The organism is Lacihabitans lacunae, from assembly GCF_042649125.1.
Taxonomy (GTDB): domain Bacteria; phylum Bacteroidota; class Bacteroidia; order Cytophagales; family Spirosomataceae; genus Leadbetterella; species Leadbetterella lacunae.
The window spans coordinates 2,680,492-2,705,215 of sequence record NZ_JBHRYQ010000001.1 but is presented as its reverse complement, the minus strand read 5'-3'; the positions used below and the strand labels follow the sequence as shown (position 1 = coordinate 2,705,215).

Sequence of the window (24,724 nt, the reverse complement as noted above, 5' to 3'; positions counted from 1 at the left end):
TGCTTGATTGAAAGCTTTTGTAATCTTAATAAATTTAATTTCAGTCGCTTGATTTCATAGGGGTTATGAGTTTTAGAAGTGCTGCTTGGCTGTGAATTTATTCGTGCATTCGTGGCAATTTTTTGAGAAGTGCGAATTGATTTAACCATTCACAATTCACCTTTAACCATTCCTAATTCTCCATTAAAAAGAAGCTTCTTCTTTGGCAATCAAAAATCAAAACTCGGCTATTTCCTGCTTCAAAAGCAAGTCTTCAGGGTGTTTTTTTTCAAGTTCATTCGAAATCTCTTTTAGTCGCTCGCGGTTTATTTTGTTTGCATTTCGCATTTCACGCACCTCAGCATAAAGCCCCTCTAGTTCAAGCCTTTCTGCACTTTTCGAAATGCTTTCTGTCTTTACTTCGGTTTCTTTTTGAGGAACTACCTCAAACGAATTTAAGTCTGTCGCTCCCGCAAAAGCAGAAACTATTTCGTTTCCTACGGCCATGTCAAACACACCCCATTCAGGTCTAAAAAGTATTTCTTCGTGGTATTTTACCGTGCAGTTTTTGAAACTAATCAAAATGATTTCTCCCATAACGGTCCTCACACCTGTAATTACTTCGCCTGATACCTCTATGCCTCCTTCAAACTTAAGCGTAGTATGTTTTCCTTCCTTTATTTTATATGCTTCAAGGTCAAACGGCGACATCCTTTCTATCGGAATATTGATGTTCTGCAGTTTGCCAACCGGTGATCCAAATCCATGTGCATGGTAGTTGGTTCCGTGGCCAATCAACTCTTTTTCGTGGTAAGAAAGAGCGGTTGGACCCGTGGTTTTTATGTAAATTGGCTTTCCTTGGTCGTCCTTAATTATTTCCATAAAAACTCCCGAAACCTGTAAGCCCGTGTTATAGGTTAGGGTGCCCATCTGTTTAGAGTCAATTAGTCTTTCTATGCCTTTTGCCCCTCCTTTGCGGATAGACATTTGGTTGGCAAATTCTTCCAAAACAAAACTCAAATGTGCAAAATCTGGCGTGACGAATAACTGTGGCTGTGGTCGGGTAACATCAAACGAAACGTCTGCCGCTGCTAAGGTATAAGGCAGTTTGGTGACTTCAGGTTTTAGACATGAGATGCTTTCGCCAATAGAAGAAAGCAACCCCGCTCCGTATATTTTGGGCTTATCGAGTGAGCCGATAAGGCCGTATTCTACCGTCCACCAATGCAGATTTCTGAGTCGTGCCATTTCAGACAGCGGCCCCATATTTTGTTGTAAGTAATCAACCTTTTCTTGTGCTTCGGCTATTTTTTTAGTGTCGCTGCCGTAAGCTTCTTTTATAATGGCTAAAGAACGTGTGGCTTCATAAAGTGCTTGGTCTTCAGCAGATGGTATGGCCCTACAGCCAATTTCGCCCATACGACGGAGGTATTCTGAATATTCGGCGTTGGCAATAATGGGTGCGTGTCCGGCCGACTCGTGTATAATGTCTGGTGCGGGCGTGTAACTGATGTTCTCTAGCTGACGAATGTCTTGGGCAATCACTAAAACCTTATATGCCTGAAACTCCAAAAAGGCCGAGGTGGGTATAAAGCCGTCTACCGCAACAGCTGCCCAGCCGATGTTTTGAAGAATTCGATTCATACCATACATAGTGGGTATTTCTTCGGTAGAAATGCCCGCTAATTCAAGACCCGAAACATATGATTCGTGGGCTACTTTTGGTAGATAGGCCACGTTTTTTTTCATCACATGTCGCCATACTGCCTGATCAATAGGCGAATATTGGCTGTAGTCTTGGTCAAGCACATATTGCATAAGGTGCTTGGGTAGTTTGGCTATGATATCGTTTATCTCCATATTTTAAATGGCTAAAAGGCTGCACCAAGCTTCGGTTATTTGTCCTTTGGCGAGGTGTTTTTTTGTAAGTTGAATAAAATCAGTGTTTTGAGCTTGCTTAGCTTGGAATTCTTTTTGAGTGGTTTCATCTGGTATTTTCTGAATGTTAGCTAACCGCCCCAGTTCATTTCCTGAAAAATGAATCTTTAGATTTTCTGGTATTTGGTCAACTCCTACACCCAATTGTACGTTTGGTTTAGGTATCTCAAACATGGAATCCACGTTGGCTCGTACATACATACTTCCGCCACTTCGGGCTATCCAATCTGTATTTAAAGGGTTTATTTTGCCGTCTTTGTCAAGTATTGATTCCGAAACATGCATTAAAATCACCTCACAAATAATCAGGTTGGCTGCTCCGCCTTCTGAGCCCATTTCTATTATTTGTTTCACCTCACATTCAAAAGCGACTTTTGCCTCTTTAATTCTCGGTGGTTTTACTTGCATAGAAGGTATCGGGGTTAGGCCTGCTTTTTCAAATTCATTCACACCTTTCGGGTATTCGCAGCTACTCAGAGACATTTGCTCTGCCAAATCAAAATCTACCATGTGAATGACCACCTCACGGGTTTCGGTCACGTTTTCGTAGGTATGTTTGTTTGATCCGTCCCTTACTCTTCTGTTTGGAGAAAAAATTAGGGTCGGCGGGTTGGTACCAAATATATTGAAAAAGCTAAATGGGCTGAGGTTTACATGCCCATCGGCATCTATGGTGCTCGCAAAGGCGATTGGTCTAGGAGCTACGGCACTTTGCAGGAGAGCCTGTAGGTCTACCAAATTGGTGTGTTTGGGATTAATGGTTACCATAAAATTATCTTTTAGTCAGTGGCAAGCACGGTGTTGTTTAGGGCACCGAAGCCAACTTTAATATCATCTTTTTGTGCAAACCCTCGCATGACTATACTGTCGCCGTCTTCTACGAAAGTGCGGGAGCTGCCGTCATCAAAGGTGATCGGATTTTTGCCTCCCCACGTAATTTCTAAAAGTGAGCCAAACGCGTCTGCTGTATCGCCTGAAATAGTGCCTGAGGCTAACACGTCGCCTATTTTTAGGTTACAACCGTTTACCGTATGATGAGCTATTTGCTGCGAAACTGTCCAATACAAGTGTTTGAAGTTACTTTTTGAAATTAACTTACTTTGTCCTTCCTTGGTTTCAAAATATACCTCCAAATTTACATCAAACTGAGTGCCTTCTTTTTCTTTTAGGTAGTCCAGAGGGGCTGGGTCTTGTGGTTTGGTCGGAATTTTAAAAGGCTCTAATGCCTCAGAAGTAACTACCCATGGAGACATAGATGAAAAGAAATTTTTACCCAAAAATGGCCCGAGTGGTACATATTCCCACTGCTGAATATCTCTGGCCGACCAGTCGTTAAATAGCACATAGCCAAATACATAGTCTGATGCTTTGTTGACATCTACGCCAGACTGCCACTCAGAGTCTTTGCCTATTATAGCTCCCATTTCTAGTTCAAAGTCAAGGCGTTTTGTACTCGAAAAACTGGGCAGCTCTTGGTCTTTGGCTTTGATTTGTCCTTTTGGTCTTTTAAAATTTGTGCCTGATACGAAAATAGAACTTGCCCTTCCGTGGTAGGCGATAGGCATGTGTTTCCAATTTGGCAAAAGAGCGTTTTCGGGGTCCCGAAACATCATGCCCACATTTCGGGCATGAGATTCGGATGAATAAAAATCTGTATAATCACCGATTTTTACTGGAAGATGAAGTGTAATTGCGACCTGTTTATATAGAAAAGTTGCGTTTTTTTGCCAAAAGGGGTGGTCTTCCTCTTTTAGCAATTGTTGTATTTTTAGTCGTACTGCTGATGTCTTTATTTTTCCTAAGGCTATAAAATCATTGAGAAAGGCATTTTTAAAAACCGAAATGTCAATTTTAAACTCCTCAAAAAGCCCGAGTTTTGCCAATGCGTAAACATCTAAAATGTAATCGCCGTAAGCCACTGCAACGTGTTTTTCGCTTCCGTTTATAGAATATACGCCGAAAGGGAGGTTGTGAATCGAAAAGTCTGAGTTTTTATCTATTGTGATCATATCCATGATTTGTAATATTTGCCGTCGTCTAGTTTTAGTGCTTCTTCGGTAAGCATGAGTGGCTTAAATGTGTCTACCATTACAGCCAGTTCTTGCGTTTCTTTTTGTCCGATGCTCCGCTCATAAGCACCCGGTGCAGGTCCATGTGGTATGCCGCCCGGATGTAGCGTAATGTGCCCTTTTTCTATATTGTTTCTACTCATAAAGTCCCCATCTACATAATATATGAGCTCGTCGGAGTCGATATTTGAGTGGTTATATGGAGCCGGAATGCTCTGTGGATGGTAGTCATACATACGAGGCACAAACGAACAAACCACAAATGCTGAGGTCTCGAATGTTTGGTGCACCGGTGGTGGCTGATGAATGCGACCTGTGATAGGTTCAAAATTATGAATAGAAAAGCCATAAGGGAAATTGTAGCCATCCCAACCGACCAAATCAAACGGGTGATTGCCATAGAGGACATCATATTCAATACCTTGTTTTTTTATTTTTATCACAAATTCGCCTTTGAGGTCTATTGTTTCCAAAAGTTCAGGGCGTTTTATGTCTCGCTCGCAGTAGGGACTGTGTTCAAGCAATTGTCCAAAATGATTGCGATAGCGTTTTGGGGTGTAAATGGGTACAAAAGATTCTACAAAAAGCAGTCTATTGGCTTCGGTATCAAACTCCATTTGGTATATAACGCCTCTGGGGATAATCAGATAGTCGCCATCGGTAAACTTTATTTGGCCAAACTGGGATTTTAAAGTGCCGCTGCCTTCGTGCACAAACCACATTTCGTCAGCATCGGCATTTTTGCAGAAATACGAAGTTTTTAAACCTTTGGGTGCTGCCAAGCCAAGGTGAAGGTCTGAGTTTACGAATAGTGTTTTTTTACTTTCTAAAAAATCTACTTCTCTCGGCACCTGAAAACCCTGAAGTAGCCTTGCTTTTATGTCTTTGGCCACTGCAACCTTTGGCGATACATCTTTTTGAATAAGAATGTCTTGAATCATGGTAGGCCTGTGCACATGATACATGAGCGACGACATGCCATCGAACCCAATAGTACCAAATAGCTGCTCATAATACAGCTCACCGTTTGGTTTTCTAAACTGCGTGTGCCTCTTGGCTGGAATCTGTCCTAATGTGTGATAAAATGGCATGTTGCTGTAAATTAAAGGTTTCCTCTTAGTTCTTGTTCACGCTCTAAAGCCTCAAATAGTGCCTTGAAATTTCCTTTTCCAAATGATTGTGCACCACGTCTTTGAATTATCTCAAAAAACAAAGTTGGGCGGTCTTCCACTGGTTTTGTAAATATTTGCAATAAGTAGCCCTCTTCGTCTCTGTCTACCAATATATTCATCGCTTTAATCTCTTCAATGTCTTCTTTTATGTCTCCAACGCGGTCTAGGAGGTCGTCGTAGTATACTTCGGGTACATACAAAAACTCCACGCCTCTGCTGCGTAGATCGGCCACGGTGGCTATAATGTCATCAGTAGCCACCGCGATGTGTTGCACACCTGCACCTTGGTAAAAATCTAAATATTCTTCTATCTGCGACTTTTTGAGTCCGTCTGCAGGTTCATTTATCGGGAACTTGATGTAGCCGTTTCCGTTTGAAACTACTTTTGACATCAAGGCCGTATATTCGGTAGAAATATCGTGGTCATCGAAGGTGAGCAGTAATTTGAAGCCCATTACGTCTTCATAAAACTTCACCCAATTATCCATTTCACCCAAGCCCACATTGCCCACGCAATGATCGATGTATTTTAGACCAACTGATTTTTTAAAAGCACCCGAACTACGCGGTATGAATCCGGGTAAAAATACACCTGAATAATTTTTTCGCTCCACGAAAGTGTGGATGGTTTCGCCATATGTTTTGATAGATGCCATTTTTACTTCTCCGTTTTCGTCCTTGATAGTTTGTGGCTCCATTATGCCCACTGCACCTCTGCTTGTGGTTTGTTTATAGGCGTCTGCGGCATCGTCTACCCAAAGGGCTAAGACTTTTACGCCATCGCCATGTTTGTACACATGTTTGGCTATTTCGGAGTTGGGATTTAAAGACGCCGTAAGCACCAGTCTAATTTTTCCCTGCTGAAGCATGTAACTCACACTTTCTCTGTTTCCGGTTTCAGGTCCTTTGTAGGCAACTATTTCGAAACCGAACGTTTTTTCATAGAAAAAAGCCGACTGTTTGGCGTTTCCTACATAAAACTCAATATGGTCTGTGCCCAAAAGAGGGAGAAATTCTTTTTCAGTTTGTGTAAGTTCTTCTATTTGAGATATCATAAAAGTGCAATTTTTTTAACAAATATTTAAATAATTGAAGGTGAAGTCAAATAGTTTTTTCTACTTTTGAATAAGTAAAACTTATACTAATGGAACTTCGTCAGCTTAAATATTTTGTAACTATTGCCACCGAGGGTCAGTTTGTGAAGGCCGCCGAAAAACTCTTTGTGTCTCAGTCTGCTTTGAGTCAGCAGCTTGCACATCTTGAAGGCGAACTTGGGGTTGATCTTTTTGATAAAGCTAAAAGAAAGAAAAACAGGATAGTGGAGCTAACGGCAGCTGGAATGGTGTTTTTGAAAGACGCAAAAAAAATATTGGACTTGGCAGAAAAAGCCAAAGAGAAGCTAAAAAGCAATAAGGAGTCGCAGGAAGTGATAAAATTGGGCTCTTATCGCATGATTCACAACCAAAGAGTGATTGACAGTATTAAAATTCTTTCGGAACACTTCCCCAATCGTGTGTTTAAGTTGGAAGAATATGAAACACACCTGGACGTGCAAGAGGCGGTTCAAAATGAAAATATCGATTTTGGGATAACGGTAGGGCCTGTAAATGTTGAAGAATTAGATTTTCTTATGTTAAAAGATAGCGAACTACAAATATTGATGCATGCGGAGCATCCTTTTGCCACAAAAGCAAGTTTGGCCTTAAGTGAGCTAAAAGCAGAAGATTGGGTAGAGATAAAAGCGAGCGTGCATCCGATTTATGAAACGATAGAAAATTTCTGCAAAAATGCCGGTTTCGCCAGGACGGGTCATATCGTGCAAGAGGTGTCTTCACTTGAGCTTATGTGTCATTTCGTAAGTCTAAAGAAAGGGATTTCGTTTGTGCCTTCATTTTTTGATACTTCTAAATACCCAGATGTAATCAAGAAAAAACTTAGCGGTGATACCTTGGTTTTTGAACAATGCATTGCTTTCCTAAAATCAGGGAAATTTAGGATTGATGGGGAGTGAATGGATTAGGTATTTTTTGGCTGATAATACTTTTTTGTGGTTTATTTATTGAACTTGTCCTCTTTCCAATTACGGGGGTTATTTACAATGTAATTAGATATGTTTATGTATGATTGTTCAGTACGCATGATAATTTCATAATAATTACGCTGCCAAACTCTACGATTAAATGGTTTCCAACCAGATTTCTTTACGCCTCGAATATATTCAACCGTCGTAATTGATTTAAATGCCGCAATAATATCGCCCACTGTTTTTATGGTTGGGTTAATTCTTTGGTTTTCGGTATTTTTTTTCGTCCTACAGGTTGGGTTAATTTCTTGGTTTTCGGTATTTTTATCCGTATTATAGGTTGGGTTATTTCCTTGGTTTTCGGTATTTTTATCCGTATTATAGGTTGGGTTATTTCCTTGGTTTTCGGTATTTTTATCCGTATTATAGGTTGGGTTAATCCTTTGGTTTTTGGTATTTTTATCCGTCCTATATGTTGGGGCAATCCCTTGTGGTTGCCCATAATAATAATTATTACCTTTTTCGTTTTTGTTTACCTGTTCTTTTCTATCTATTTGGTCGTTATGGTCAATTTGGTTGATTTGGTCAACCACGAGGGTTGACCCTACGGTTTGGTTAATCATTTCGGTTGCTGATACGATTTCTAAAATTCCATGAAAATGATTCGGCATGACAATAAATTCATGTAATTTAATATTGGGAAACCGGGTTTTTAATTTTTTCCATTCAGTTTCCAGCATATTGCCTGGGTCATTTAAAACCATTTCTCCCTCAATAACTTCACCGAACATCATTTTGTGATCTTGCACACAAATTGTAATAAAATAAAGGCCCGCTTTTGAATAATCATAGCCTTTAAGGCGAATTGATCTTCGATTGTGAATTTCAGGATTGTATTTCATAATACCTTCTATTTAGGTGATGTAAATTTCAAAATATGCTTACTTAATCTCAATACCTCATTTTTTACTAACTCCATAAAAAGAAACAGCTATGGCTATGCCAACCCAAACTGTCCTAACAGTGAAATCTTTAAGGGACTCTTGAAAAGAGACCGCTCCTTTTATGAAACTCCAGCCTTTTCCAAAAAGCCAGTCGCAAAATGCTAACGTTAAAAATAAAATTAAAGAATTAATCCAAAATTCCTTTTTCTTCAATACTTCCATGTGTGTAAAGTTTATTTTTTTTATTTATCTAAAGTTTGCTTAAAGGTTTATTTTCAATTGTTTAAATACTCAATTGGGTTCAAGTAAAACATCTTTTTCCACCCTTGCCTATCCGAGTCTTTTTTCCATACATAAGGAATTAACGTATAAATAGAATAGTGTAAGTGTGGTGCTTTGCCTACAGCATTTCCGCTTGTACCTACCGTGGCAATGACTGTTTTTTTACCTACAAATGATAAGGGAGAAATTTTTGATTGGTCTAAATGTGCATAATAATGTAATCTCCATTTTGGGCCAAGAATTAAAATGAATTTTCCGCCCATGCTTATTTCTCCTGCAAATAATACCAAGCCTATCGTTGATGATTTTATGTCCGTTCCTTTTTTTGCAAAAATGTCTACTCCTTTGTGCGTAATGGATTTGCCCCATGGGTAATACCAAAAAGATTTGGGGTTAAAATCTGCTTGGGTAGCACCTAAGACCGGCATTTGTAAGTTTTGTGGTATCAAAAGTCCAATTACGAAAGTCACCAAAATGAAAAGTAAAATTATATTTCTCTTTTTCATAGTCTTAATTGGGCGTGTTTCTTGACTTTTCGAAATGCTTAAAGATTAAGCTAATGGCAATAACCGACCAGAAAAACCTGTAAAACCAGATGTTTACTTCTAGGAATAAGATTTTAGAAGATATGTTTTCTGTAAAAAAAGTGGAGATAACATTTACCGCTGCTAAAAGGCCAATGATTAAACTAAAGGAGATTCTCTTCATAGTGTTCTTTTGATTTTTGGGAAAATAAAAGTGTGAAATTTGATCGTTTGAATTAAGATTTAAATGGTTTTATTTTAGAACTAAAATTATGTAATGTTTTTTTAATCCACAACTTTGGCTAAAACTGCCTTTTTTTTAACCACATTTAATTAAACAGTAAAAGCAGACTAGGTTAATTTTTTTTAAAAAAAATAAGGATTTAGATTACGAAAGCAACCCAAATCCCTAAAATTATCATTTCTCAACTGTGTTTTTTAACTGATGCTTTCCAGCCAATTGGTCAAAAGTTTTACACCATAACCCGTGGATGATTTCATGCTTCCGTATTCGGAGTCGCCAAAAGCCACTCCGGCAATGTCTAAGTGAGCCCAAGTAGTGTGCCCGTCTATAAATTCTTCTAGGAACTTTGCTGCCGTAATGGCACCAGCTAAGGGTGCCGACGATAGGTTTTTGATGTCGGCCACGTCAGACTTCATCATGTCTTTATAGTCGTCCCAGAGTGGCATTCTCCAAACTTTTTCGCCAGTTTCATAACCAGATTTGCTAAGCGACTCCGCCAGTTCGTCGTTGTTTGAGAGCAACGCCGCTGCCGCATATCCAAGCGATTGTATGCAGTTTCCAGTCAATGTTGCCAAGTCAACTAATATATCTGGATGGTGATTTTTCTTCACGTAAGCGAGTGCATCTGCCAATATAAGGCGGCCCTCAGCATCTGTGTTTATAACCTCGATTGTTTTTCCCAAATATGTGCCAATTACGTCGCCGGGCTTAATCGCTTTGCCGTCTATGCAGTTTTCGGTCAATGGCACCGCCGCCACTATGTTTACCTTCAATTTTAATTTCGCTGCCAATTCTATCGTGCCACAAACTGCCGCCGCTCCGCCCATGTCAGACTTCATGTAGTTCATGTTATCGCCTGGTTTCAGCGACACACCACCCGTATCAAAAGTTACACCTTTTCCTATTAGCCCTACAGTTTTAGTAGCATCTGGGTGGCTGTATTTCATCACCACAAATTCCGCCGGATTGTCAATGCTTCCTCTTCCAACAGCAAGTAAAGCTTTAAGTCCCATTTCTTCACAGGCCTTTTCTGTGTAAACCTCTACCTCAAAGCCATTAGTAGAACCCGATTCCCGTATCCAGCTCGATATCATTTGAGGGGTTTTGTAGTTGGCGGGGGCGTCTACCCATGCCATCATCTTCATTTGAGTTTCTGCCATCGCTCTTCCCTTTGCTACCGCATTGGAGATGCTTTCTGAGTTTTCTGTTTGGAAATTTAATGTAAAATCAGAATTGAAAATGGTGGTACTTTCTTTCTGTCCAGTCTTAAGTTTTGCTATCTGATATTCCGCCAAAAATATGCCGTTACTAATATCTCTTGCTATATTTTGTATTGATTCATTATGTAGAATGACACTTGCACCCAACTTTAATTTCTCTTTGTTGGCATTGAAAAAGCTTCTGAAAATCTTACTTACTTCTCCTGGATTTTTACCGTTTCCTAGTCCCAAGAAATATACTTTTTCTCCTGATTGTGTTAAGCCTAAAACCTGTTCTTTTGCTTTGGCTGAAAAATCGCTCAAGAGTGCTTTTTGCTCGAAATTTATTTGTTTGCTGATATCATTCAGTTGCTGTTCAAGATTTTCATTTTCAAAGAAAGGAATAACTATTGTAGCGTATGAATCTGAATTGTTAATTGTGATTTTCATATTATCAAAGTGTTTTTTGCCGTGCAAAGTTAAGGTTTATTTTGTAGAGCGGTAAAGTTATTGAACTTATGCTCCTCTGGAGCATTTTGTTTCGTTATTTAAGTGTCTTGGTTACTAAAATGTCGCCCCGCTGGGGCTTTTTTGTTAGGAAAGGTGACTGGCTTTGTTATTGATGTTTTGCTCCTCTGGAGCAACTACTTATTGTTTTATGGACTGTTTTTATTAATATCTCGCTTCTCTGAAGCGTATGTTTTTTTTAGGTTAGTTAAGCAAGGCCCATCGGGCCGATATTTTGGTAACTATAAGAAATAGCAATCGTATCTAAGCCCCATCGGGGCGGCATTTTGTTTAGTGCGAGTTTTGAGTTGTTATCTGTTTTTAGTTTTAATGTATTAAAATGCCGCCCCTCTGGGGCTGAGGGTTTATTTTTAAGGTTTTGTTTTACCAAAATGTCGCCCTGCTGGGGCTTTTTTGTTAGGAAAGGTGTCAGGCTTTTGTATTTAATATTTTGCTCCTCTGGAGCAACTGGTTGTCGTTTTACAAATAGTTTTTATTAATATTTAGCCACTCTGAAGCGTATGTTTTTTTAGGTAAGTTAAGCAAGGCCCATCGGACCGAAATTTTGGTAGTTGAATAAATAACGATGGAAATAAAGCCCCATCGGGGCGACATTTTGTTTAGAGAGAATTTTGAGATGTTATCTGTTTTTAGTTTTGATGTATTAAAATGCCGCCCCACTGGGGCTGAGGGTTTATTTTTAAGGTTTTGTTTTACCAAAATATCGCCCCGCTGGGGCTTTTAGTTTGAAAAAGTGTCAGGCTTTGTAACTTATGTATTACTCCTCTGGAGCAACTATTTGTCGTATTACGGACTGTTTTTATTAATATCTCGCTTCTCTGAAGTGTATGTTTTTTTTAGGTTAGTTAAGCAAGGCCCATAGGGCCGATATTTTGGTAACTATAAGAAATAGCAATGGTATCTAAGCCCCATCGGGGCGACATTTTGTTTAGAGAGAATTTTGAGATGTTATCTGTTTTTAGTTTTGATGTATTAAAATGCCGCCCCTCTGGGGCTTAGGGTTTATTTTTAAGGTTTTGTTTTACCAAAATGTCGCCCCGCTGGGGCTTTTAGTTTGAAAAGTGTCATGCTTTTGTTATTAATATTTTGCTCCTCTGGAGCAACTGGTTGTCGTTTTGCGGACGGTTTTTATTAATATTTAGCCTCTCTGAGGCAATTTTTTGTTAATTATAAAGGCCCATCGGACCGAAATTTTGGTAATTGAATAAATAACGATGGAAATAAAGCCCCATCGGGGCGAAATTTTGCTTAGAGAGAGTTTTGAGTTGTTATCTGTTTTTAGTTTTAATGTATTAAAATGCCGCCCCTCTGGGGCTGAGGGTTTATTTTTAAGCTTTTGTTTTACCAAAATGTCGCCCCGCTGGGGCTTTTTTGTTAGGAAAGGTGACTGACCTTGTTATTAATGTTTTGCTCCTCTGGAGCAATTACTTATCGTTTTACGGACTGTTTTTATTAATGTTTCGCTTCTCTGAAGCGTATGTTTTTTTCAGGTAAGTTAAGCAAGGCCCATCGGGCCAATATTTTGGTAACTATAAGAAATAGCAATGGTATCTAAGCCCCATCAGGGCGACATTTTTAGGCTTTAGTTTTTTCAACTGAGTTATAATCAAACCCCCATTCACCCAATTTTTTAGATATTGACCTACAGAAAGATTCTATTCATCCACTTTCTAAAACATTAAGACAGTTTGTATAGTAAAATCTATATGCCTAGTTTTATATTTAACACAAATTTCAATCAACATAAAACCCATATGAAAAAAACGCTTCTTTCGGTATTCTCTTTACTCGCTATTTGTCAGTTTTCTCAAGCTCAGGAGATTGTCAAACGTGACCCTGTTATTAGCAAATATATTCAAGAGGTGTCTTCGGATTCTCTTCAAAAATATGTTCATACTTTGGTAGATTTTGGCACAAGAAGCACTTTGAGTACTGACGAAACTCCATCTAAAGGCATAGGTGCTTCTCGTAAATGGGTGCTAAGCAAGTTTGAGTCTTTTGCTAAAAACTCAAACGGCCGCATGACCGCTTACTTAGATAGGTGGACCCTAGAACCTGACGGAAAACGTGTGGATAGACAAATAAAAATGGAGAATGTGATGGCAGTTTTGAAGGGAACTGACCCTACTGATACACGGGTTTTTATGGTCAGTGGGCATATTGACAGTCGCGTTACGGATGTAATGGACAAAACCTCAGATGCTCCTGGAGCAAACGATGACGGCAGTGGCACAGTGGCTGTAATAGAGCTGGCAAGGGTGCTATCTGCTTCTAAGTTTCCTGCAACGGTCATTTTTGCGGTTTTTAGTGGAGAAGAGCAGGGGCTTTTAGGTGCAAAATATTTAGCTGAGAAAGCAAAAGCCGAAAGCTGGAATTTGGTGGCCTTGCTCAATAATGATATTATGGGTTCCAATAATTCCAACGAAACCAATATTATAGACAACACCCGCGTACGTGTTTTTAGTGAAGGAATTCCGGCGTTTGAAACCGACAAAAAAGTGGGAGCAATGCGTCAGTTTGGTTATGAGGCAGACGGCGGTGCTCGTCAGGTGGCTCGCTATGTAAAAGAACTGGGCGAACGATATGTGGATAACCTGGAGGTGGTGATGATCTATAGAAATGATCGTTTTTTACGTGGTGGCGACCATACGCCGTTTGTAACGGAGGGGTTTGCTGCTGTCAGAATTTCTGAAATGAATGAGAACTATTTGCATCAACACCAGGACCTCAGAACTGAAAATGGCGTTGAGTATGGCGACTTAGAAAAGTTTATGGACTTTGAATATCTGCGAAAAAATGTGGCGGTAAACCTCGCTTCATTGGCAACTTTGGCTCAGGCTCCGGCAGTGCCTGAAGACGTCATGATTGACGTACAGGGGCTCGGTAATTCTACAAACTTGCATTGGTCTGCTCCTAAATTTGGCAAAGCTGCGGGCTATTATGTTCTTATGAGAGAAACGCATCAGTCGTTTTGGCAAAAGAAATTTTATACCGAAAACCTTGAATTGAAATTACCTTACTCCAAAGACAATTACATCTTTGCGGTGCAGGCCGTTGGGTCGGGAGGGCACGAGAGTTTGCCCGTAATACCACGAGTAAGTTTTAAGCGATAATCTAATAATTAGTTTTTTTTAAGGGTTTGGCTCGGATTTAAATTTTTCTAAGAAATTCTAGTTCTACCAAACCCTTTTTTTTATTGCCTAAGTTTCTTCTGAACTGGGAAATATTTAAAATGAATCTGTGGGTCGGAAATGATTCCACTGCCACCTAAAAACAATACGGTTTTGCTTAATTCTAACACAAATTGTTTCTTGTAAGCGATGCCTATATTTGGACCAATGTTGGTTGATAAAATTTTCAGTTTTTGAGAACCATAATTTCCATAAGTGGTATTTACTACTTGACTAGAATATGTAAGTCCTACCGAAAAATACCCCTGAAGCGGCTTATTGCCTATAAATTTCCCCACAAACGCACTGAATGTATTTTTTCGGGATTCTTCATTAGAGGAATATATCTTCGTCGGGTAATTGGTTGTGGAATAATAATCTATCACTAAAAAACGGTTGTTGTGTTTATGAGGTAGTAGATACATGCCACTTAATCCAAAGTTTATTTTTTTATTCGAAAAATCGTATTTAGTAGCTTCTACTGACTCAAATCCCGTATTTATTCCGAATTTCACATAGCTTTCATCCGTAACATTATTTATATAGTTGTTTGTTGTTTCTCCCTTAGATTCGTTGTACTTTTTAACAAATTTAATCAGTGAAGCCTGCTCATAACTAGGCATTGGCTTTAGTATGTCCAATTCATCAGCAAACATATTTGCAAGCTGATTTTTATAGTCATTGTTCTCTTTTTTATTTAGAATTCCTTTTTCTGACATCACAAAAGAATACTTAATTAATTCTATGAGGTCCGTGTCTTTTCTTATAAAAAAACGTGTTCTTTCTTCATGATCAATCAAAACGTATAGGCTCAATATGTTGCTTGTTACAAGTTTTTTTAAGAAAAAAGATTCGGTTTTGGTTTCCGTAAATAATTCAGAATATGAAGTAATAGGAATTTGGGCGGTGAAGTTTAACGTCAGCTTTTCTGAAATGTAGCTTTTTTCTAATGAAGGAATTTCAAATCCTTTTAATTGTTCCGGTTTGTATGCTATTATCACCCCATTTTCTCTTACTTTTATTTGTTGTGGCGAAGCACTCCAATCCTCATAATATATTTCTACATCTTTTGATTCATTGCTTGTTAGTATAATATTTCCTGGCAAATATCTGTCTTGGGCTGAGGCAAAGTAGGTGCTAAGTATAATGCAAAAAAATGTGCAGAGTTGTTTCATTTTGAGTGTATTGAGTTTTGTTTTAATTTAAAAGTTTTGCGGTGGCAAAATAACCGAAAAAAAACCAACATTTTTAAGATTATTGTCGCTTTGTTTATGGATATTTAGTGGATAAAAATATAAGTAATTTTAAGTACTTGATAGCCAATATCTCTATGTTTTCACCAAAATATAGGCTTTGTTTTTTACATAACTTATTAGAAGATTTAGAAGTTATTTGATAACAGATTTTTGATAAAATGAAGCGATTTTTTCTCCTTATACTTTTGAGTTTTTCTTTTTTGAGTAAAGCCCAAAAACTTAACTTAGACAGTCTCTTAGCAGTTCCAGAAAAAAACCTTAAAACCGACTCCATTAAGACCCGACATTATGTTCGGATTTTTAAAACCTATGCCAAGCAAAATGATTTTGTAAAAGTCAAAGAGTATGCAGAGAAAGCCTTCGCAACTGCAAAAAACTATAAAGATCATTCGCTCACAGTTGATGTCTATGAGCGTCTTGGTTTGTGTTACCACGGTGCGGCCAAATACATTGAAGCTGAGAAACCTTACCTTAAGGCTCTGGATATTTCGAAGCAAAATAATGACAAGCTCCAAATTGCTAATTTACATTTAAACTTGGGAGCCCTTTATACCACAGTTGCTGACTATAACAAAGCCCTGGAGTCTAACAAAACAGCCCTTGATTTGTATAAATCATTGGGCCGTTTAGATGATATGAGTAGTTGCTACATGAACATGGGCAACATATATAAAGAGCTAAAGCAATACCCCAAAGCGGTGGAATATATAAACAAAGCAAACGCGGTTTTTGTGAAGTTCGAAAACGGAATCCATTATGGCACCTACGAAGCTAATCTTAACTTGGCTGAAGCTTATTTGTCTTGCGGACCTTCTGACTTGAAAACTTTGGGGATCAGTAAGACAAAGCAAATGAACCTTATTTTGAAATACCTAAATGAAGCTCTCCGGATTTCAAAAGGGATGAAGGCTCAAGATTTGATTGGGGATACCCATACCAAAATAGGGAAGTTTCATGATTTTCAGGGTAATGCTAAAAAAGCTTTAGAACAATATAACATAGCCTTAAAAATTGCCACCTCAGAAGAGAATAACTACAGCCTTTCGGAGGTTTATTTGAGTTTAGGCTCGCATTATTTAGAAGGCAAGGATTTTGAGAAAAGTAAATATTATTTTGAGAAGAGCCTTTCATTAAGTGAGGCTTCAAAACTATTAGAGTTTCAAAAAGAAGCTCTTGAAAAACTTAGTTTGGCAAATGAGCAATTGGGCGACTACAAATCAGCTTACAAAAATCATCAAAAGTATGTGCTCGTAAAAGACCAGATTTTAGACCAAGACAAAGAAAAGGAAATTACGCGGAAGCAGTTAAAGATTGATTTTGATATCAAAGAATATGATTACAAAATCAAGCAAGAATTTGATGAAAAAATAAAATGGATTTTGGCTATAGCATCTACTTTTTTGCTGGGGCTGTTGGTAATAATATTTTTAAATCAACGAAAAACTAAAAAGCTGAATGTCTTGATTTCGGAACAAAAAACCGAACTTGAGCAGCTCGGAAAAGTCAAAGACAAGATGTTTAGTTTGGTGAGCCACGACATGCGATCGCCCGTAAATGCCCTGATTTCGTTTATCACGATTTTAGAAAACAAGGAGATATCGCAGGAGAAACTGGGCCTGTATGCAGCCGAACTAAAAAATCAGCTGACGCAAACCACTAACCTCATGGAAAACATGCTTAACTGGGCCGCCAGCCAAATGCAAGGCTATAAACCTACGCTTGTTGACGCAAATATTTTCATGCTATCAGAGGATGTTTTGGTAAATATGCGTCAGCATGCCGCTCTAAAAGGAATCACCATAATAAATACCATCAGAAAAGAAACTGAGGCAAGTGTAGATACCGAGATGTTTGCTTTGATTATCCGAAATTTGGTGGCCAATGCCATAAAGTTCAGTAAAAAAAATGGGACGGTAGAGCTTTATGACCTAGACGAAAATGACCAAGTGGTGATAAGTGTTAAAGATTCAGGTATGGGGATTGCCGCCGATAAACTGAGTCAGATAAATACCTATGAAAACGCACTCTTAGAAAGCACCGCAGGTACTCAAAACGAGAAAGGAACGGGGATAGGGATAATGCTTTGTAAAACCTTTGCAAAGCTAATAAATGGCAAGCTGATAGCAGAAAGTCAACCGGGAAATGGCAGCGAGTTTAAACTTTCGCTTCCAAAGCGTGCCTAACTTTTAGGTAAATCTTTTTAGTGTGTTTTGGTCCACCATTTTATCCATAATTTCAGCTTTGTAGCTGTTGCTTAGGGGTACCACCTTTTGGTTGCTGAGGGTTATTTCGGTAGGTGCTATGGACTTTATGTGCTGCATGTTGATTATATACTGTTTATGTACTCTTTTAAATATCGCATCAGGGAGCTGCTCTGCAATATTTTTAAGACTAACCAACACAATGTGCACTTTTTCGTCTAAGGTATTTATCTTCGAAAAATCACCCATGCTTTCTATAAAAGCCACCTCTTGGTGAGTTATTTTGAGATAGCCGTTGTTTTCTTTCACAAAGAAAAAGTCTTGCTCCACTTTTGGGGCAGCTATGGCTGGCGTTTCACTTCCTATTTGGTGTCTTTTGAGGTCGATATATTCCATGGCTTTGTTTGCCGCTTTCACTATTCGCTCAAAACCCGCGGGTTTCACCACAAAGTCTATCACATCTAGGTTGTAGCTTTCTACGGCATAGTCAGCATAGCTCGTGATAAACACAAAAACGGGTGCTTTTTTGAGGTTTTTTACCAATGCTATACCCGAAAGTTCTGGCATATCTATGTCTGAAAATACAATGTCTACTTCCTGGGTTTGGATTATCTCCAAAGCCTCAAGTCCATTGCTACACTCGGCCAAAAGGCGGAGGTTTTTTATTTTTGAGACATGTATGGCCATCAAGTCTCTCTCGATCAGACTATCGTCAACTACTATACAAGTATACATTTTTTATGGGTAGAGTTAAAAAACAAATGCAGTCTGAATTTCTACAAATATTTTAATCTATAAAGCTAATCACTAAATCTACTTTTTGGTATCACTGCTCAACTAAATTTTCTAAGGATGGTCTTTTAATGCAAATTCGAATGTTAAAAAAAAATGAGGTCCTCAGTTATAAAGAAATTAGAGTTCTGAATAAAAAAGGGATAATGTAACCATGAAAATTATAATGTAGTGGGGCAGATTGCTTCACTACATTTTATTTCTATTTGAGGATTCATTTTTTTGAGCAAAAAACAACCCAAAAAAGTAAAAATTAAGCACTGTGAATTTCCGCCTTGGCTTGCCGGAGGTTTTGTGCTTGTTTAAACTTTTCTAAATAAGTAATACATGAAACTAAGAAAAATCAACTTCTCAAATATTCTATTTTTGGAAGCAGACACTAACTACACCTCTATTTTTTATGCAGATGGCACTAAAACCGTTTCTTCATACAACCTCGGAGTTTTTGAAAAAGAAATAGAAGATGTAGGCGATTTTCTAAAAATCAGCAAATCTACAATTATCAACAAAAGATACCTTGTTGAGTTTTTAAGAGTAAAAGACACGGGCTCAGTATTGCTAACTAATGGGTATCGAATTAAGGTGGCTCGTCGAAAACTCGCGATACTTTCTGCTGAGAAAAGGAAATCGTTCTTTTTAGGTAAAATGTAAGCGAATGTTTTAAATGAGTCAGGTGTTATAAGTTTCAGAATGTAAGTGTTTTATCTCGGGTTATATTAATGTGAGTTTTATAGATTTGGATGGTTTTTATTATTCAAAAATAAAACTTTTATTTACATTTACGAAAGTCATGTAACCATCACACCAATGAGGAAGTTCTATCTTTTGCTTTCTTTTTTATATTTTTCTGTGTCAGTTTTTGGACAAATACCCCAAACGCTTGACTCCCTTAAAATTTTTTTGAAATCCAAGCCCAAAGACAGTTCCTATGTGTTGGCACTAAATGGCTACGCCAATTTTATGGTGCAAGAAGGCAAATTTGACGAAGCCAACAAAACCATAAACCAGATGGAGGTTCTTTCTGATAAAATAGGTTTTGGGACGGGTTTTTATAAAGCCGAAAACATGCGTGGCGTGATAGAATACACAAAACAAAAGCCTGAAAAAGCAATGCTGCATTTTTTGAAATGCAATGACATAATAGCAAAGTATAAGCTTCCTAAAAAAATATTTCAAAACTCACTTAATAATATCGGAATCATCTATGGCCAATTGGGTGACCGCGAAAACGCCACTAGGTTTGCTCTTCAGTTGATAGATTTTCAAGAGAAAAACAGGCTTGAACCCTTAAAAACTAGCCCTTATGACCAAATTGGAGATAACCTTAAGTTTTATGGAAAATACAAGGAAGCTCTAAAGTATTATCAAAAATCACTAGATATTGAAACCAAATATGGGAACGAAATCAATATGGCGATTGGCGAAAACAGGATGGGGAATCTGAAAGAAACTACGGGTGATATTAAAGCTGCAAAAGTGCACTTTCAAAAAGCCTTAACACTATCTCAAAAGGTAAATTATAAACTTTTAGAAGCCGAAGTTTTGATAAATCTAGGGAGAATGAATCGCCTAGTAAAAAACTTTAAAGAAGCTGAAAAACACCTTTTGAAAAGCGTAAGATTGAGTAAAGAATTGGAGTCGGTTAAAACTCAGTTACAGGCCAATCAGGGCTTAGGAACCATATATTTTGAACAAAATTTATTAGAAAAAGCACACTATTATTTTTTGGAATCGTTCAGGTTGAGCAAAGAAATATCGGATCCTGATTTTATTTATCAAGCGAATAATAGTTTGGTAGAATTATATGAAAAAAGGGGGGACTTTAAGCAAGCATTTTTTTATCAAAACCAGGCGATTGCAGCTAAGGATTCTATATTTAAACTCGAAACTGCAAAAAATACAGAAGACCTCCTTCGAAAATACGAGGCCGAAAAAAAAGAACAACAAATAGCACTTTTGAATGTTAAAAATGAGAAGGCATCACTACAAAATAAAGGCCTAGTAGCCAGTGTTGTGTTTGTTATTCTACTTGGTGTTTTATCTACTTTATTTATCAATAATAAAAACAAATTAAAGCGAATAAAAGAGTCTCAAAATATTAGGAATAAGATAGCCTCTGATTTACACGATGAAATCGGGAGTACGCTCAGTAGTATTTTGCTTATCAGTGATTTGGCTAAAAATGAGGAAGGAAACTCTAAGAAAATGTTTATGAAAATTAATGCCGACTCAAAAAATGTGATGGAGTCTATGGATGAAATCATTTGGTCTATCAATCCGAGTAATGACAGTTTACAAGAGATTTTGGTGAGACTTAGAGAGTTTGCACAGCCAATGGCTATAAGTCAAAAGATGGATTTTGTGATTTCTGTCGATGAAAATATACTGAACGCTAAGTTAGAAATAGAACAGAGAAGAAATTTATACTTGATCATAAAGGAGGCTATTAATAACCTGATGAAATATTCGGAAGCAAAGAAGGCTTCCGTTTTTATTTCTTCTGAAAAGAAAATGTTGCAAGTTGTAATCAGAGATGACGGCAAGGGCTTTACCATAGATTCGCTAACAAGCCGAAATGGCCTAAAAAATATGAAAGAGAGAGCTAAAGATATAAAAGCCGATTTAATAATAAAGTCTTCACCAGAAAAGGGTACAAAAATAATGCTAGTGATGCCAATGGCATAATTATGCTATTTCGGTTTTATTATTAATGAGCTAATTTTGTATAAAAAAAGATGATTCGAGTATCCATTTATGAAGACAGTCCAAACTTAACCGAAACCTTAGTTTGGATTTTGGAAACGTCTCCTGATATTTTGCTTGTGGGTACTCACTTAGATGCCGTCAACGTCATCCAAGAAGTAAAATCAGAAATGCCCGATATTATTTTAATGGACATAGAGATGCCCCACATCACTGGAATAGAGGCAGTTAGTCAATTAAACAAACAACTCAAAAATCCACCGAAAGTCTTGATGTTAACCGTTTTTGATGATAGTAGTAGAATCTTTGAAGCCATAAAAGCTGGAGCTGTAGGGTATCTACTTAAAAAAACACCGAGCGAAAAAATCATTGAGAGCATAAAGGAAGTAAATGCCGGAGGTGCCACCATGAGTCCATCTATTGCATTAAAAGTTTTGGGCTCTATGCAAGAGCCCAAGTTTAATCCTTACGAACTAACCGAACGCGAAATAAAAGTGCTAAAGCGGTTAGTTGAGGGAGATAGCTATAAACTTATTGCCGCTTATTATGATATTAGTATCAGTACAGTTCAAAAACACATTGTTCATATTTATCAAAAACTGCATGTTAACTCTAAAGGCGAGGCTATTACTAAGGCACTGCGAGATAAACTTGTTGGATTTATTGGTATTCTGTTTTTGTATTTTGGATAAAAAAAAACAAGAGCTAAACCAAATTGTGCTGCATCACATAAGCGATTAGTTCAGCAGAGGTTTTCGTGTTTGTTTTTTCTCGGAGGTTTCGTTTGTGGTTTTGTACGGTATTTATGCTGATTTTTAATTCTTTTGATATTAGCGGATTGTTGTATCCTTTTACGATGAGTTTTATTAGTTGTTGTTCGCGGATGGTTATTTTGGGAAGTTTCAGTGGCTTCAAAAACTGGGTTTCTACCGATACCGAAAAGTATTGATTCACCTTATTGTCATTGTCAATGATAGTCATCATCGGTTTGTTTATATAGGGCAAATGCGAAAGGTCTGTAACCATCACAAATACACCTTCTGCCTGCCCAATCTCATTAAAATATATAGCAGGAAACTGAATCAGCCTCCAAACAAACTTCCAGTATTTATTAGGCATTCTACAATATATATTAAACTTCGGAATCGCTTTTTGAGCGGCATAATATTCATCAGATGTCTTCATCGCTATTTCTATAGCTGCCAGCACGTATTGTCTGTCTTCTTCTAATATATTATTCGAGAAAAAATTTGGATCTGTGCTTTTATCCAGCAATTCGGATACGCTGTGTGGAGTCAAAAGTTCAAAAGAAGCACTTGCAGCTACGGTATTAGGCACCGAATTGTCGGGGATGAACCAATAAAATGGACCAACTGCAAAATTGCTAGAATTAATAATTTGTTGTTGAAAAAACACTTCAAAATCTACCTTTTCTTGGCTTTTCGTTGTCTTTATTTTTTTTCTAAAATCCTGAGGATTTAATGGCTTTAGCTCTTGCATTTCCATTGCATTGGTTTTTTAATTCAAATTATACAAAATGTTTTATTTAATGGTAGCCATATAGCACATATGTGTCATTGTGCGGAGGCAAATAGGGCTATAATTTTGACAAAAAAAAAGCATAAGATGAAAATTGCGATTTGGTTTAGTGTCGTTTTGTTTTTTGGATGCAATTCGGTTTCACAAAACGCCGAAGATACGGCTGAATTACCTTCGGGTTATTTTTTTAATTATACCATAGACGGCAAAGCCTATAGTTTTGAATCAGAAGATATTCTTACTACGTATAATGATTTTGGAAAAGGCGACCACGAGTTTAAAATCTATGTAGGCAAAGACAGCGGCCCGCAGCTTTCGCTTACTATTATAAACGATATGTCAGCACCATCTTCTACACCATCGGGCGACCCAAGTCCTGTTCATAAGCTCTTTCAAGGCAGTGTTTCATTGCAAGACTATCCAGACAAAGCTTTTACATTTAATAGCTACGATGGCCTCCAAAATCCCAAGCCCATCCCAGTTTCTGATGCTATTGTAATCACCAAAAGTGAATTGGAGTCCGGAGGGAAAGCTAGGATTATTACAGGAAAGCTAAATGTGAAGGTTTTAGGTGGCGAAAACAAGAAAAATGATCTAGCCATAAAAGACTACGTGCTCAAAGGGAATTTTAGGATTAGACATAAATTTTCTGGGAGTACTTTTTGATTCTATATGGCATATTTATGCCATTGTCTCGGCTTTTAAATTGCTATAATTTTGATGAAAAACTAAATGCTATGCATATTTCACAAATCATTCACATCGGCAGCCGAAAAAGAATTCTCTCTGAGGATATTCTTTATTTACAATCAGACCTTAATTACACTAAGGTATATACTATAAACGGCAAAATGCATCTGGTTTCAACTACACTAAAAACCATTGAAGCTAGACTTAGCAGTTCTGCTCATTTTTTAAGAATAAACAGAGGTTTGGTAGTAAATAGTAATCACATAAAATCTTTCAATAAAAAAACGCTCACTATTGCTAATATAGAACTTAATATTTCAAGAAGAAGGCTTTCTGATATGCAAAATTATGGTTTCTAATCTATTAAAAATATGAACAAGAAGATTTTATTACTACTAATTCAATTTTTATATCAAAATCTTGCTTTCTGCCAAAGTGTCACTTTAGACAATTCTTTAAGTGGGATTTTAATTAATAAAGCTGGGATTGGACTTGATATTTCAGACGGTTTTGGAAACAAAATTGGTACTTCAATAAGAGACGGCAAAGCTATTTTACAATCTCATTCTGATTTGCCACTTTTATTTAGAACAAATTCTAGTCTTGCAAATCAAGTATATATTTATGATAATAAATTTAAAATCGGCCCTAGTATTTTTGGCTATGAAAACTTTGGAATAAACTTCGGAAGGTTGAAGTTTACGGGATCTAAGGCAGCTGGAATATCTTCTGGAATTGAGTTTACCAATACTTCAGGAACAGCGTTGAGGGGTTTTTTCGGGATGGCAGACAATGGTCTTCATTTAGGACTTTGGGGCTATGGAAATAACTCCTGGAATATAAGAATGAATGTGGAAAATGGATTTTTGGGCATCGGAAATATTAATCCCCAAGCCAGATTACATGTAAATGGTACAATGAAAATAATTGCTGCAGGTTTTGGATCCCCTCTAAAAAATCAAGTTTTAACTGCAAATGACCAAGGAACATTAGGGACTAAAGACATAGTAGAAATTTATACTTTAGCATCAGCAGATATAACCTATAAAGTGGGTTCTGTTAGCAATCCCGTTGATACCCCATACGGTTTGTTTTTTTCGAGTGTAAGTACAGGTACTCCGACTTTTTATGCTAACCTTCTTTTGCCCGACGAGGTAGCCTTGACCGAATTTGATGTGGTATATGTAGATATGGACAATAACTATAATTTAGAGACTTGTCTAATCAGAAATGACCTCAACGGAGATAATCTGACAAATCTGGGATGTATTATCACTTCAGGAAATGATGCAAGCCGAAGGAAAACAAATCTCATTTTTCCTTCAACTATCAATATTAACAACGATGCTTTTCAATACAATTTGAGGTTAAGGGTTTTGACCCCTGCCAACACAAACACTAATTGGCCCGCCCAAAATATTAAGTTTTATAGATCTAATTTTTATTACTCTTATTAATATGTTAAAAATAG

The 24,724-nt window shown here is 37.5% G+C and carries 22 protein-coding genes; 9 read left to right on the top strand and 13 right to left on the bottom strand.

All coding sequences use genetic code 11. The features are described from left to right. Positions 1-216: 216 nt before the first annotated feature. The 5 genes from ACFOOI_RS11800 to hppD are packed head-to-tail and all read right to left on the bottom strand — an operon-like array spanning position 217 to position 6,213. The gene (locus tag ACFOOI_RS11800) at positions 217-1,839 is read right to left on the bottom strand and encodes an aromatic amino acid hydroxylase (protein ID WP_379838179.1); all 1,623 of its coding nucleotides are present in this window, start codon (positions 1,837-1,839) and stop codon (positions 217-219) included. Between the two features lie 3 nt (positions 1,840-1,842). After that, positions 1,843-2,685, bottom strand: coding sequence for a flavin reductase family protein (locus ACFOOI_RS11795; RefSeq protein ID WP_379838178.1), 843 nt, complete (start codon positions 2,683-2,685; stop codon positions 1,843-1,845). Between the two features lie 11 nt (positions 2,686-2,696). Continuing rightward, positions 2,697-3,932, bottom strand: a complete 1,236-nt coding sequence (fahA, locus tag ACFOOI_RS11790) for a fumarylacetoacetase (RefSeq protein ID WP_379838177.1) — start codon at positions 3,930-3,932, stop codon at positions 2,697-2,699. Continuing rightward, on the bottom strand, positions 3,923-5,077 hold the full coding sequence (locus ACFOOI_RS11785; RefSeq protein ID WP_379838176.1) for a homogentisate 1,2-dioxygenase: 1,155 nt from the start codon (positions 5,075-5,077) through the stop codon (positions 3,923-3,925). The genes fahA and ACFOOI_RS11785 overlap by 10 nt, the downstream gene beginning before the upstream one ends. Before the next feature lie 11 nt (positions 5,078-5,088). Next, complete coding sequence (gene hppD, locus ACFOOI_RS11780; RefSeq protein WP_379838175.1) at positions 5,089-6,213, bottom strand: 4-hydroxyphenylpyruvate dioxygenase; 1,125 nt, start codon at positions 6,211-6,213, stop codon at positions 5,089-5,091. An 89-nt stretch (positions 6,214-6,302) separates the two neighbouring features. On the opposite strand from hppD, the gene ACFOOI_RS11775 reads away from it, so the two are divergent. Further along, complete coding sequence (locus ACFOOI_RS11775; RefSeq protein WP_379838174.1) at positions 6,303-7,169, top strand: LysR family transcriptional regulator; 867 nt, start codon at positions 6,303-6,305, stop codon at positions 7,167-7,169. Between the two features lie 41 nt (positions 7,170-7,210). On the opposite strand, the gene ACFOOI_RS11770 is transcribed toward ACFOOI_RS11775, so the two are convergent. From ACFOOI_RS11770 to ACFOOI_RS11750, 5 genes are all read right to left on the bottom strand, one after another. Further along, positions 7,211-8,083, bottom strand: coding sequence for a hypothetical protein (locus ACFOOI_RS11770; RefSeq protein ID WP_379838173.1), 873 nt, complete (start codon positions 8,081-8,083; stop codon positions 7,211-7,213). Between the two features lie 57 nt (positions 8,084-8,140). Continuing rightward, positions 8,141-8,347: a hypothetical protein gene (locus tag ACFOOI_RS11765; protein WP_379838172.1), complete on the bottom strand. Its 207-nt coding sequence runs from the start codon at positions 8,345-8,347 to the stop codon at positions 8,141-8,143. A 53-nt stretch (positions 8,348-8,400) separates the two neighbouring features. Further along, positions 8,401-8,913, bottom strand: coding sequence for a M23 family metallopeptidase (locus ACFOOI_RS11760; RefSeq protein WP_379838171.1), 513 nt, complete (start codon positions 8,911-8,913; stop codon positions 8,401-8,403). A 4-nt stretch (positions 8,914-8,917) separates the two neighbouring features. Continuing rightward, positions 8,918-9,115 carry a hypothetical protein gene (locus tag ACFOOI_RS11755; RefSeq protein WP_379838170.1) on the bottom strand — a complete coding sequence of 66 codons (198 nt, stop codon included), beginning with the start codon at positions 9,113-9,115 and terminating at the stop codon, positions 8,918-8,920. A gap of 254 nt (positions 9,116-9,369) precedes the next feature. Further along, positions 9,370-10,824 carry a leucyl aminopeptidase family protein gene (locus tag ACFOOI_RS11750; protein WP_379838169.1) on the bottom strand — a complete coding sequence of 485 codons (1,455 nt, stop codon included), beginning with the start codon at positions 10,822-10,824 and terminating at the stop codon, positions 9,370-9,372. Between the two features lie 1,832 nt (positions 10,825-12,656). On the opposite strand from ACFOOI_RS11750, the gene ACFOOI_RS11745 reads away from it, so the two are divergent. Next, complete coding sequence (locus ACFOOI_RS11745; protein ID WP_379838168.1) at positions 12,657-14,015, top strand: M20/M25/M40 family metallo-hydrolase; 1,359 nt, start codon at positions 12,657-12,659, stop codon at positions 14,013-14,015. Between the two features lie 80 nt (positions 14,016-14,095). Here ACFOOI_RS11745 and ACFOOI_RS11740 read toward each other — a convergent pair whose 3' ends face one another. Beyond that, positions 14,096-15,247: a hypothetical protein gene (locus ACFOOI_RS11740; protein WP_379838167.1), complete on the bottom strand. Its 1,152-nt coding sequence runs from the start codon at positions 15,245-15,247 to the stop codon at positions 14,096-14,098. Positions 15,248-15,486: 239 nt separating this feature from the next. Between ACFOOI_RS11740 and ACFOOI_RS11735 the strand changes: the two genes are divergently transcribed. After that, the gene (locus tag ACFOOI_RS11735) at positions 15,487-17,511 is read left to right on the top strand and encodes a tetratricopeptide repeat-containing sensor histidine kinase (protein WP_379838166.1); all 2,025 of its coding nucleotides are present in this window, start codon (positions 15,487-15,489) and stop codon (positions 17,509-17,511) included. Positions 17,512-17,514: 3 nt separating this feature from the next. On the opposite strand, the gene ACFOOI_RS11730 is transcribed toward ACFOOI_RS11735, so the two are convergent. After that, a complete protein-coding gene (locus ACFOOI_RS11730) occupies positions 17,515-18,264 on the bottom strand; it encodes a LytR/AlgR family response regulator transcription factor (RefSeq protein WP_379838165.1) in 750 nt (249 codons plus the stop codon). A 384-nt stretch (positions 18,265-18,648) separates the two neighbouring features. Here ACFOOI_RS11730 and ACFOOI_RS11725 point away from each other — a divergent pair, with 384 nt between their 5' ends. The 3 genes from ACFOOI_RS11725 to ACFOOI_RS11715 all read left to right on the top strand — a co-directional run bounded on the left by ACFOOI_RS11725 (position 18,649) and on the right by ACFOOI_RS11715 (position 21,716). Beyond that, positions 18,649-18,972 carry a LytTR family transcriptional regulator DNA-binding domain-containing protein gene (locus tag ACFOOI_RS11725; protein WP_379838164.1) on the top strand — a complete coding sequence of 108 codons (324 nt, stop codon included), beginning with the start codon at positions 18,649-18,651 and terminating at the stop codon, positions 18,970-18,972. 156 nt (positions 18,973-19,128) lie between these two features. Further along, positions 19,129-21,006, top strand: coding sequence for an ATP-binding protein (locus ACFOOI_RS11720; RefSeq protein WP_379838163.1), 1,878 nt, complete (start codon positions 19,129-19,131; stop codon positions 21,004-21,006). A gap of 50 nt (positions 21,007-21,056) precedes the next feature. After that, complete coding sequence (locus tag ACFOOI_RS11715; protein ID WP_379838162.1) at positions 21,057-21,716, top strand: response regulator; 660 nt, start codon at positions 21,057-21,059, stop codon at positions 21,714-21,716. 13 nt (positions 21,717-21,729) lie between these two features. Here the strand turns inward: ACFOOI_RS11715 and ACFOOI_RS11710 are convergent, their stop codons facing one another. Further along, entirely contained in the window at positions 21,730-22,530 is an 801-nt protein-coding gene (locus ACFOOI_RS11710) for a response regulator transcription factor (protein ID WP_379838161.1), read from the bottom strand. 120 nt (positions 22,531-22,650) lie between these two features. On the opposite strand from ACFOOI_RS11710, the gene ACFOOI_RS11705 reads away from it, so the two are divergent. The 3 genes from ACFOOI_RS11705 (at position 22,651) to ACFOOI_RS11695 (ending at position 24,710) form a co-directional block, all read left to right on the top strand. After that, entirely contained in the window at positions 22,651-23,229 is a 579-nt protein-coding gene (locus ACFOOI_RS11705) for a hypothetical protein (protein WP_379838160.1), read from the top strand. Positions 23,230-23,300: 71 nt separating this feature from the next. Beyond that, entirely contained in the window at positions 23,301-23,612 is a 312-nt protein-coding gene (locus ACFOOI_RS11700) for a LytR/AlgR family response regulator transcription factor (RefSeq protein ID WP_379838159.1), read from the top strand. Positions 23,613-23,624: 12 nt separating this feature from the next. Beyond that, positions 23,625-24,710: a hypothetical protein gene (locus ACFOOI_RS11695; RefSeq protein WP_379838158.1), complete on the top strand. Its 1,086-nt coding sequence runs from the start codon at positions 23,625-23,627 to the stop codon at positions 24,708-24,710. The last annotated feature ends 14 nt before the right edge of the window (positions 24,711-24,724 follow it).

Excerpts from the sequence above, each read along its gene's own strand:
- ACFOOI_RS11800 (WP_379838179.1), bottom strand. The coding sequence starts at position 1,839 with ATGGAGATAAACGATATCATAGCCAAACTACCCAAGCACCTTATGCAA.
- ACFOOI_RS11795 (WP_379838178.1), bottom strand. The coding sequence starts at position 2,685 with ATGGTAACCATTAATCCCAAACACACCAATTTGGTAGACCTACAGGCT.
- fahA (WP_379838177.1), bottom strand. The coding sequence starts at position 3,932 with ATGGATATGATCACAATAGATAAAAACTCAGACTTTTCGATTCACAAC.
- ACFOOI_RS11785 (WP_379838176.1), bottom strand. The coding sequence starts at position 5,077 with ATGCCATTTTATCACACATTAGGACAGATTCCAGCCAAGAGGCACACG.
- hppD (WP_379838175.1), bottom strand. The coding sequence starts at position 6,213 with ATGATATCTCAAATAGAAGAACTTACACAAACTGAAAAAGAATTTCTC.
- ACFOOI_RS11775 (WP_379838174.1), top strand. The coding sequence starts at position 6,303 with ATGGAACTTCGTCAGCTTAAATATTTTGTAACTATTGCCACCGAGGGT.
- ACFOOI_RS11770 (WP_379838173.1), bottom strand. The coding sequence starts at position 8,083 with ATGAAATACAATCCTGAAATTCACAATCGAAGATCAATTCGCCTTAAA.
- ACFOOI_RS11765 (WP_379838172.1), bottom strand. The coding sequence starts at position 8,347 with ATGGAAGTATTGAAGAAAAAGGAATTTTGGATTAATTCTTTAATTTTA.
- ACFOOI_RS11760 (WP_379838171.1), bottom strand. The coding sequence starts at position 8,913 with ATGAAAAAGAGAAATATAATTTTACTTTTCATTTTGGTGACTTTCGTA.
- ACFOOI_RS11755 (WP_379838170.1), bottom strand. The coding sequence starts at position 9,115 with ATGAAGAGAATCTCCTTTAGTTTAATCATTGGCCTTTTAGCAGCGGTA.
- ACFOOI_RS11750 (WP_379838169.1), bottom strand. The coding sequence starts at position 10,824 with ATGAAAATCACAATTAACAATTCAGATTCATACGCTACAATAGTTATT.
- ACFOOI_RS11745 (WP_379838168.1), top strand. The coding sequence starts at position 12,657 with ATGAAAAAAACGCTTCTTTCGGTATTCTCTTTACTCGCTATTTGTCAG.
- ACFOOI_RS11740 (WP_379838167.1), bottom strand. The coding sequence starts at position 15,247 with ATGAAACAACTCTGCACATTTTTTTGCATTATACTTAGCACCTACTTT.
- ACFOOI_RS11735 (WP_379838166.1), top strand. The coding sequence starts at position 15,487 with ATGAAGCGATTTTTTCTCCTTATACTTTTGAGTTTTTCTTTTTTGAGT.
- ACFOOI_RS11730 (WP_379838165.1), bottom strand. The coding sequence starts at position 18,264 with ATGTATACTTGTATAGTAGTTGACGATAGTCTGATCGAGAGAGACTTG.
- ACFOOI_RS11725 (WP_379838164.1), top strand. The coding sequence starts at position 18,649 with ATGAAACTAAGAAAAATCAACTTCTCAAATATTCTATTTTTGGAAGCA.
- ACFOOI_RS11720 (WP_379838163.1), top strand. The coding sequence starts at position 19,129 with ATGAGGAAGTTCTATCTTTTGCTTTCTTTTTTATATTTTTCTGTGTCA.
- ACFOOI_RS11715 (WP_379838162.1), top strand. The coding sequence starts at position 21,057 with ATGATTCGAGTATCCATTTATGAAGACAGTCCAAACTTAACCGAAACC.
- ACFOOI_RS11710 (WP_379838161.1), bottom strand. The coding sequence starts at position 22,530 with ATGGAAATGCAAGAGCTAAAGCCATTAAATCCTCAGGATTTTAGAAAA.
- ACFOOI_RS11705 (WP_379838160.1), top strand. The coding sequence starts at position 22,651 with ATGAAAATTGCGATTTGGTTTAGTGTCGTTTTGTTTTTTGGATGCAAT.
- ACFOOI_RS11700 (WP_379838159.1), top strand. The coding sequence starts at position 23,301 with ATGCATATTTCACAAATCATTCACATCGGCAGCCGAAAAAGAATTCTC.
- ACFOOI_RS11695 (WP_379838158.1), top strand. The coding sequence starts at position 23,625 with ATGAACAAGAAGATTTTATTACTACTAATTCAATTTTTATATCAAAAT.